This window comes from Aphanothece stagnina RSMan2012, from assembly GCF_046764815.1.
Taxonomy (GTDB): Bacteria; Cyanobacteriota; Cyanobacteriia; order PCC-6307; family Cyanobiaceae; genus NIES-981.
The window spans coordinates 132664-141162 of record NZ_JBKOUC010000006.1; the positions used below are offsets into that span (position 1 = coordinate 132664).

At 60.4% G+C, this 8499-nt stretch carries 8 protein-coding genes; 5 read left to right on the forward strand and 3 right to left on the reverse strand.

Annotation, left to right across the window (positions count from 1 at the left end; genetic code table 11):
* The first annotated feature begins 277 nt into the window (after positions 1-277).
* Positions 278-919 (forward strand): hypothetical protein, encoded by a 642-nt coding sequence (locus ACLNEE_RS05970; RefSeq protein ID WP_411422409.1) that lies wholly within the window; start codon positions 278-280, stop codon positions 917-919.
* A 292-nt stretch (positions 920-1211) separates the two neighbouring features.
* Here ACLNEE_RS05970 and ACLNEE_RS05975 read toward each other — a convergent pair whose 3' ends face one another.
* Together ACLNEE_RS05975 and ACLNEE_RS05980 are read right to left on the reverse strand one after the other, a co-directional pair.
* Positions 1212-1580, reverse strand: coding sequence for an antibiotic biosynthesis monooxygenase family protein (locus ACLNEE_RS05975; protein WP_411422410.1), 369 nt, complete (start codon positions 1578-1580; stop codon positions 1212-1214).
* Positions 1581-2175: 595 nt separating this feature from the next.
* Positions 2176-2691, reverse strand: a complete 516-nt coding sequence (locus ACLNEE_RS05980; protein WP_411422411.1) for a reprolysin-like metallopeptidase — start codon at positions 2689-2691, stop codon at positions 2176-2178.
* Between the two features lie 894 nt (positions 2692-3585).
* On the opposite strand from ACLNEE_RS05980, the gene ACLNEE_RS05985 reads away from it, so the two are divergent.
* A complete protein-coding gene (locus ACLNEE_RS05985; protein WP_412006897.1) occupies positions 3586-4068 on the forward strand; it encodes a hypothetical protein in 483 nt (160 codons plus the stop codon).
* A gap of 226 nt (positions 4069-4294) precedes the next feature.
* On the opposite strand, the gene ACLNEE_RS05990 is transcribed toward ACLNEE_RS05985, so the two are convergent.
* Positions 4295-4798 (reverse strand): rhodanese-like domain-containing protein, encoded by a 504-nt coding sequence (locus ACLNEE_RS05990; RefSeq protein WP_411422414.1) that lies wholly within the window; start codon positions 4796-4798, stop codon positions 4295-4297.
* A 439-nt stretch (positions 4799-5237) separates the two neighbouring features.
* Between ACLNEE_RS05990 and ACLNEE_RS05995 the strand changes: the two genes are divergently transcribed.
* The 3 genes from ACLNEE_RS05995 (at position 5238) to ACLNEE_RS06005 (ending at position 8023) form a co-directional block, all read left to right on the forward strand.
* The gene (locus ACLNEE_RS05995) at positions 5238-6245 is read left to right on the forward strand and encodes a hypothetical protein (RefSeq protein ID WP_411422415.1); all 1008 of its coding nucleotides are present in this window, start codon (positions 5238-5240) and stop codon (positions 6243-6245) included.
* Positions 6246-6693: 448 nt separating this feature from the next.
* A complete protein-coding gene (locus ACLNEE_RS06000; RefSeq protein WP_411422416.1) occupies positions 6694-7401 on the forward strand; it encodes a LuxR C-terminal-related transcriptional regulator in 708 nt (235 codons plus the stop codon).
* A gap of 232 nt (positions 7402-7633) precedes the next feature.
* Entirely contained in the window at positions 7634-8023 is a 390-nt protein-coding gene (locus ACLNEE_RS06005; RefSeq protein WP_412006898.1) for a hypothetical protein, read from the forward strand.
* Positions 8024-8499 lie beyond the last annotated feature (476 nt).

Below are 8499 nucleotides of genomic sequence, written 5' to 3' on the forward strand. Positions count from 1 at the left end.
GCCCCTTTGGCTGCTGTGCGTTGGCGGCTGAGTGGGCGTAGCGGGCCCATGGGCTGAATCAGTCAACAGTGATGTAGTCTCGCTCTTATCACTCTGACCAGCCATCTCTACTCGGATCTGTCTGCGCAGACTCTCGCACATGCAGCACTGGGCGGCCATCCTTTTGAGCCTTTTCTTGTGCAGTCCTGTTGTGCACTTCGGCCTGCTTCCCACAAGCCGTGCGCTGAGCGCTTCGGTCTCCAGCGGGTTCAGGCCAGCTTCTCCCTGAGTGCTCCTGATGCCTCCCCGGATCCCCCCCTGGCCGCTGCTGCCCGTCGCTGCCCTGCTGATGGGCGCGGCGTTGCCCACCTCCGACTGCCACGCTCTCCGCGACCGTCGCGACCAGGTGCTCCGCGAAGCGATGCAGGCGGAGATTGCCCTGCTGCATCGGGTCCGGCAGCGACTGTGCCCGCGGGAGGAGGTGCTGGCCTCGGCAGCCAACGCCCTGGAGACGGCACCGCCCAGCGCTGCAACGCTGGACTACGCGGCCTACATCCGCTGCCGGGAGCTGGCCGAACAGGAGCTGCAGCGCACACAGCCTGTGCTGTACCGAAGCCAGCGCGGCGTTCCCTTCTACACCCGGGAGGGTGAGCGCCTGGCTCGCCAGGGGGCGGGCCTTCAGGACCAGGTTGATCGCGCCTGCCCCGTGCGGCCTGCCGTCACGGGTCACGGCCAGCGCTATGGAGAGGAGAGCGGGGATCCTCTCTGGTCCAGCCGATCCAAGCTCCCTGACCACCCCCGATTTGTTCCACCTGCCCGATCCCTGGATGTCCGCCGATTCGTCCGGTTCAGCTGTTCCGCCCCAGCTCCTGGCGGTAGGCTGAATTGGCGGTCAATGGAATGCTCCCGATGCCCCTGGTTCCTCGTTGGCGCTACATGACCGATGAGGCAAAAGCGCTAACCAAGCGAACCGCTGTTTCCGCGACGGTCATTCTGCTGACACTGCTGGTCTTCAGGGCCCTTGTCCCCTGGGTTCTGTTGGTTCTGGTTCTCTGGTGGATCTGGAAGGCACTCAGCAAGTAGTCGGGTCAGGGTTGCCGGCAACGGCCCCATCCGCCCCCTACCCCTCCACGTCTGCTTTTTGTTTGCCAGCTCTAATCACCCAATACACTTCACGCTGCCGTGGCTTGGCATGCGCCGGGGCGGCTTCCATCCCGCCCGTGCTGGCCCCGTCAGTTCATCAGCGATTCGGCACGCCAATTGCTGGAGCCCGGCACCGCATCGACGAGCTCTTTGAAGGCGGGTTGCTGGATGGCCTCCTGATAGCTCATCAAACTCGACCATTCCTCCTCCAGGTGGTAGCCACCACCCGGGGCCTCACTCAGCTCAGCTCTGACGAAGCCAGGCTGCTGCTCAAAGAAGTCGTGAATCTCAGCCATCGATGTTTCCAATCTTGCCCTGTCCTGAGGTGCAACGGTGAGCTGCATTTCGAGAACCATGGCGTAGGCCGCGGTGACATTGATCAGCAGGACAGACAGAGCAGCTGCAAGCAGGCCAATCAGCTTCAGAATTGGTCGATGCAGGGCATGAAGCGGCGGCATGGATCTCAATCGGCTTGTATCAGCCTAGAGGGGGTTCCGCCATTCTGATGCCATTGCGCTACGGGGTACGCCATGACCATCACACGGCCCATTCATGAGCACACCCACCTTCACCTGACGCCTGGTCAGAGCGCACCAGGGTGCAGACCCCGATGTGCGCCAGCTCCGCAAGTGCCTCTTCTGCATCAAGGTGGCGCAGCTCCCTGGGGCTCCCCTCAGCAGCGAGGATCGCGTTGATCTCCACCGGCTCCGGCACACAGAACCGCGTGCTCTGGAGGTGATGCTCCGTTGCAGGTTGGTGTCAGGGCCCATGAGCTCGATCGCAGCTCTTCCGCCAGGCTGGGGGAGCTGTCGCCGCTTCGAGCTTTCCCTGAATCCATGGAGGTACCGTCGGCAGGCGGTTCGCCCGGTGCTGCTGCTGGGACAAGGCTGTTGCCGAAACGTCCTTCCCCCCCCCCCCTGCTTGGCGCCTTGAGACCCCTCAGCCGCCAATGGCCTCACGAAGTTTTACGCATTCGTTCCGTGCCGTCGGAGCAGTATCCCTGATGATAACTGTGGCATGGATTCCACTTGCCTTGAGGGACTTCCTTGAGGATCATCCTCCCCACAGTGCCGTCAGTGCGGCTCTGTCCGATGAGGTGTAGTCGGTGCTGCCTGTCCATATGTACGACATGATGGTGTCATCAGTGTTGTATTTGAGATTGGCGCCATTGCCGAAGGGGTGGTCCAGCCCAATGGCATGGCCAATCTCGTGCCGAATGGTCCATTTCTCGAGGTCTGTTATCTGTCCTCCAGACTTGTTTTGCCAGTAAACATCAAACCAGCCATTGCGCCTTACTGTAAGCCCGTCGAAGTTTCTGATTCTTTTTCGACTTGTGATGCGAATATCTGCTTTTGATCGACTTTTCTGTTCAACGAAGCTAAGCCCTGTGAGTTGATCAAGAAAGCGAAAGTTCTCTCGCAAGAAGCCTGCCTCTTCCCCCGAGACTGACTGGCGTCTTCCTTTCCCTTTGCGGCTGATCCAATACTCAACGACCCCATCTCTTCCAGAAAAATTCCAGAGATTCTTGGCGAACTTCGGGTTGGTGATTCCGCGAGGACTGATGCTCATGTTGGATCGTTGGATTGAAGCTGTCAGAGCTTTCAGCTCTCTGAGGCGCTCGGTGGGCGTTGAGGTGCTCTCCCCCCTACCCCCAGCCCACGCTCCTTCCTCGTCCCATGCTCCCCAGACTGTGCCACCTGATCCCTGGGGGTGCCAGCCACGCATGGGCAGCAGCCCAGCTGTCGGACCCAGATCTTGTCGCTGTTCGCTGGCCCTGGGCCCGCCGTCACGAGACCCTGCCACCCCCCGCTCGCCTGGCGGCCTGGTGAATTCAGCCGCAGCAGCCGAGCTCCTCAGCAGCACCCCGACCCTGCCCACTTGGCCTCCCCATCAGCTCCCGGGCCTGATCGTGCTCACGATTTGAGAGCGCCTTGTCGCTCGTCATGGCCCTGCTGCTCAGGCTTGGCCCACCCTGGGGGATAGGGGTGGGGCCTGCTGCACACAACCTCCAAGAGTTCGTGATTGGTGCCCTGATCACCTGGGAGTCATCCCTGCCGATGCGATCGACCTCGCCTCGCCAGATGCCGATGACCCACCAGGCGCTGCGGCCGCTGCGTCATCGACCCGGATCCATCCTGCGTCCCACCTCCTGAGCCTGTTACCTCGTCTGCTTGTTCCACAGGAGTTCCCAGAATGCCCCGGGCACCAACCCTGCTTCTTCGGAGGTAATCCGCCAGTCGCGCCGACACCACGGAGCTGCGCGGCCCCATGGCCAAGCCTAGGATCACAGCGATAGATGAACGACGTCTCACCGCGTGTGCATCGATTTCTTCAGCCTCCCCAGGCCCTGTTGATCCGACCCGATGCCAACTTCTGCCAGGGCCGGCCGCTATGACTCGAACGGAACACATGCCGAAGGACCAACCCTCTGGGCAAGCCGCCTCCCCTTGTACTGAGCCTCTTGTGTATGAGAGCAAGAAGCTCAACCGCACCGTCAGTGCTTCCATCTTGGCCGCTCTGCCGGAGAAGCAACTGATGGTGCTGTACGGAGAGCTTGGTTGGGCAGTTGCGGATGCCAAGGCTCAGCGCATCGAAGTCGAAGAGCAGATCAAGCGAACGGGCACGTCCCATGCATGGCCCCTGCTGGCCAGTGCAGTGGAAAAGGAGTCCGACCTCACAGAACTCTTCAGGGAAGTCAAGGCCCGGCTGGGGTGGGACGCGCCACAGCATCAATGGGACGCACAGCGGGACCCACAGCTGCATCCGCCACTGATGGAAGAGCCCAAGGACACCCTGATCCACAACTGGCTGCCCGATCTGGCGTGGTTCTTTCAGCAGGTGGCCCGCGATGAACTACCACTTGAGACCTACCAGCGTCTGCTCAGGATGGCAGAGCTGCGTCGTTCTATTGAAGTGGCGCGTCTGTACAACACGTCCACCCCGTGAGCACCGGATCTGGATCAGCCCGTCGCTTTGTCCTTGTGATCGGCGGGGAACCCCTGCGTTGCCATCGGTATGGCCCCAGATCATCTCACTCCCAGCCGGCTCCAACGCACGCTGTCAAACCCCAGTCAGAGGAGCTGATCGCTTTCGGAGCTGAACCAGCTGACCTCTCCAGCCACACTGGAGCAGATCGTTCAGACCCCTTCGGCTCGAGGTCTGCAGTCGAAATTCAGTCGTACACCGCCTCATAGCCCCTGGGCAGGAGATTCCACCCACGGCTGTAGACGTGGACGCGACGGGTGGCTCGCCCCCCGTGTTCCAACGCCAGTCCGGCATGGGCCCAGGCCAGCACGCTTCCCTTCAGATTGCGGGTGCGGAATCCCTGCTGGATCAACTGACGCCCGTAGAGGCCGCTGCGTAGTCCGATGGTGCAGTAGGGCACCACCAGGCTGGAGCGGTATCTCTCCTTCTGCCGCTCGAACTGCTCCACGCTGATTGCCCCGGGCAGGGTGGACACCGCCCGCTCCCGTGGTTCCCGCACATCCACCAGCACGATGGCTTTGCCCTCCGCGCGGTGCTGCTGTACGTCCTCCACCAGCAGGTCGGGCACCTCGGGGAATTGGCTTGCCTGGAAGATCCCATAGCGGCGCCCCACATCGCGTGCCCGCTGGGCATCGGAGTCCGCATGTCCGCCCACTCCCGCGCAGCCGAACAGCACAAGCCCGAGGCCCATGGCCACCCAGCTGCCCAGCCCAGGAAGCCTGGAAGGAACGGCTGACTGCTGCTGAGATCGCGGCCTTGGGTTCAACGTGGTTGCCGACACCGTCACAGCGCCCAGGATGGCCGATCACCTGGCAGCAGGTGGGCTCAGGCGTCTGCTGTTCTGCGGCCTGGCCCAGAGCACCCGACGGATCGGCTTCAGGTCATGCGGTGGGTAGTCCGCGCCGAGTCGGCCTCATGCTCCCTGATCAGCCGTAGCAACCTGGGGTGCCTCGACTGTTCGGCACTGCAGAGGCCAGGAGTGACTGGACACCGAGGGCATTCTGTCTAGTCCCTTCTCCTACACAGAAGCCCATTAAATTCTGCTGCGAACTGTCCCAATCTATGGCCTCTGGGTGGGGACTTGTTTGGGTGTTTCTAAGCTGATGGTGAGGAGAGGAGGGTGACTGGCCATGGCCAATTTAGCTCAGTTTCCATTTACGCCGCAAAGCGACACGGCCGAATCCCTGGTCAATGGCTGGGTGCTCGGGGTGCGCAAGGTTGATGCTCTTAGAGGGAATGACATCATCAGAGGCAACGCTATGGGGTGTGGCATCTGCAACGGTGGCATCATCTCCGCTGGACGAGGAAATGATTTACTGGAAGGCACGAATCCCCCTGATTCTGTGGCCGGCCCTCGCAGTATTGCAAACTGGGGTGAAATCAATGCGGGACCAGGCAACGACACAATCAGGGCCTATGGTAGAGGGGGTATCCTTAATCATGGCTCAATACGGTCGGGTTTAGGTGACGATGAGATCCTTGGCGTGGCTGATAACAATTATCCCAGGGAGCAGGCTGAGGAGGAATGGACTAAAAGCGGGATCGTGAATGCAGGTGGAGAGATCATTACAGGGGACGGAGACGACAGCGTAGTCGGCGAGTCTTCGGTGTATTCGGGCATCTCCAATAACATTGATGGCGTCATTGAGACGCGTTCTGGGGCTGATGTAGTCAGGGGGGATGGTTATTTGTTTGGCATCGCCAATGATGGCTCGCTGAAAACAGGATCTGGACGTGATGTTGTGACGGGGGCTGGTGCTGTCTTCGGTATCCGGAACTCTGGTCTTATCGCCACTGGAGATGGCAACGATGTCTTGGATGCCTTCGTTGGTGGGTTTTCTGGCCAAGGCAAGGCCTCTCTTGGGCGCGGTAATGACACCTTGATTGGATTTGTTTCTGAGAGTGGCAAGGGAAATCGGAGCGTTGTGGGTGTCTTTCTGGGAGGCCGTGGTAGTGATAAGGTCCTTTTGGGTGATGGTGTCTACCGGCTTGATCGTGGTCGTATCGGCTTTGTCGGCGACGGACGAGTCATGAAGACCAAAAGTTTCGAGAGGATCGGAGGCGTTGATGGAGGACTCTTCAACTTCAAAGATGGAATCCTGACCATCGCCGGAGGTGTGGCAACCTCCCTGATTTGAAACGCTTAGCTCCCTGCACATCCAGGCGTTTTCACGAACAATCCTTGGCTGCCATGGTGACCATGTAACGAGCTGCCTTGCACCGCAGCAATGCTTACCAAGCGGCTTCCTCGGTTCTGTGCCCGGAGCTCAGGCACTGGTGCTTCACCCTGAGGCGACGTAATGGGTTGCTCTAGGTGCCGATCAGAACGTTCGTCACGGCTACCCACCGTCTGGGCTTGAATGGACTGCCAAGCCTCAGCTGCTCGCAGTCGGCTGTTGCAGGCTCGCCTGCTGAACGAGAAGGGCCACCCGTGCCACTCGGGTCTGGCTGGCCTCGACCTCCAACAGTGGCTCGCGAAGCTGCAGACAGGCTTACACCTGGTGGCAAACAACATCTAGTCTTGCTTCAAATTGGGACTCTGTGCCCTGGAAGCCCAGGCGATATTGAGCAGATCTCCAGCATGCTATGGACCTGACGGAGCTGATCCCCACCATCCCAGCCCTCGTCGAGGAGCTCGGGGAGTTGCTGGCCGCCCACAGAACTGTGGCCTGCCTGGAGCACATGAAGTGGCTGGGAGCTTTCATGTGCATCACGCCAGTTCAAAGGAGTCTTGTCGGTGCCGCTACCGGTGAGGACGAAGCCTTTGAGCTCGTGCGTCAGCACAGACCAACCCTGCTTGTGGCCAGTCAGCAGCTGCAGCAGGGTACAGGGCTTTCCCTTGTGGCTCGAGCAGAGGCCATCGACAGTTCCATCAAGACCCTGCTCGTTGCTGACGACTCCCATCCTCATCTGGTGCGCGAGGCACTGGCAAGAGGCTGTGACGGTATTTGCTTCGAGTCGGGGCGGTTCATGCCGGCCCTGCGGGTGATCGCTGGAGGCGGCATCTACTACCCGAAGATCGTCGCGCAGGAGCTTCAGACACAAGGTGTTCACCATCAACCCGTGGAGCCCCTGACAGAGCGAGAACGCAACGTGTTGAATGGCTTGATGCTCGGGCTGACTGACCAGCAGATCAGCAAACGTCTGGTGGTGAGTCCTGAAACGGTGAAGACCCACGTCAAGCACATCTACCAGAAGCTTGGGGTGGACAATCGAACCAAGGCTGTCGTCAGGTCGATCGCTGCTGGTCTGATCAGCCTGGAAGCTGCCATGCAGGACTCCGGGATTCTGTAACAGAGGGCCCTTCGCTTTCAGGCATCAGCCCGAGCTGGTGAAAATCCCTCGAATGGGGGATCCAGCAGGTGACCTTCCACGGCGATGGTGAAGGAATTCCAGGGGCGACCCAGGCAACCATCGCTGAGACATGATCACTGGACCTCGATCGGCTCTTGATTCGACGACCAAGGCCTTGCTTTGCGAGCGCCGATTGAATCCAGATTCAATGCCGAATACGGACCAGCTGGTCATGCTCTTCCTGCGCCAGCAGGATCTTCTCTCTGGTTCACGTTGGAAGGAGCAGGAACAGATTGCTGCCTTGCAGGAGTTGCTCCGCTGGAAACAGTGGGCATTAAGCGATCATGGCTGGGATTTCTTGAAGCAGAGGATCGAGGAAGACTGCCGCAGGACCCGGGAAGGTGTCGACGAGGTGCCCTGCACTCCCCAACCGGCGGCCGATGTGAAGCGTGTCATGGAGACCTTTCGAACGTCGCAAGAGAAGTCCGTGAAGGTGCCACTCGTTGCTGTTCTATCGCTTCTTCTGGTAGCCACAACCTTTGCGGCCCTTGGCCCAGATTGTGAATCGAGAGGCCTGCTTCGGGAGCATGCTCTGGCAGCCGACTACGGTTGGTTTCGGTAGAGCTTGCCTTGTCTCTGCCGATGGCTTCATCACGCGCGCCAGGGGAGATCAGTCCTTCGACCATGGGCCGCCGTCGACGTCATCCTGGCTGGCGCCCATGGGGAGTTGCCGATTCCCTGAACCCCTCTCCCTCACCTGCCAGCTTCACCGGGGCCGGCTGAGCAGGCCCTGGCCGTCGACAGCTTTCCCGGGCCAGGCACCCAGAACCGCTGCAAACACTTGGAGATCAGCCCAGCTGATCACTGCCATCGCCAGGGCTGATGGGCCGTTCGGCAATCCCGCCTTCATGGGCGAGAAACAATGCGTTACATTCGTTGAGCCGTCCAGCACGGCTCTTCATACCGCCCCTTGGGGCACAACCAACCGTTCTCATGACCACCACTCTCCAGCAGCGCTCCGGCGCCTCCAGCTGGCAGCAGTTCTGCGAGTGGGTCACCTCCACCAACAACCGCCTCTACGTGGGCTGGTTCGGCGTG

What these genes read in the sequence shown, in the direction of transcription:
- ACLNEE_RS05970 (WP_411422409.1), top strand. Translation starts at nt 278, where the DNA reads ATGCCTCCCCGGATCCCCCCCTGGCCGCTGCTGCCCGTCGCTGCCCTG.
- ACLNEE_RS05975 (WP_411422410.1), bottom strand. Translation starts at nt 1,580, where the DNA reads ATGCCGCCGCTTCATGCCCTGCATCGACCAATTCTGAAGCTGATTGGC.
- ACLNEE_RS05980 (WP_411422411.1), bottom strand. Translation starts at nt 2,691, where the DNA reads ATGAGCATCAGTCCTCGCGGAATCACCAACCCGAAGTTCGCCAAGAAT.
- ACLNEE_RS05990 (WP_411422414.1), bottom strand. Translation starts at nt 4,798, where the DNA reads ATGGGCCTCGGGCTTGTGCTGTTCGGCTGCGCGGGAGTGGGCGGACAT.
- ACLNEE_RS05995 (WP_411422415.1), top strand. Translation starts at nt 5,238, where the DNA reads ATGGCCAATTTAGCTCAGTTTCCATTTACGCCGCAAAGCGACACGGCC.
- ACLNEE_RS06000 (WP_411422416.1), top strand. Translation starts at nt 6,694, where the DNA reads ATGGACCTGACGGAGCTGATCCCCACCATCCCAGCCCTCGTCGAGGAG.
- ACLNEE_RS06005 (WP_412006898.1), top strand. Translation starts at nt 7,634, where the DNA reads ATGCTCTTCCTGCGCCAGCAGGATCTTCTCTCTGGTTCACGTTGGAAG.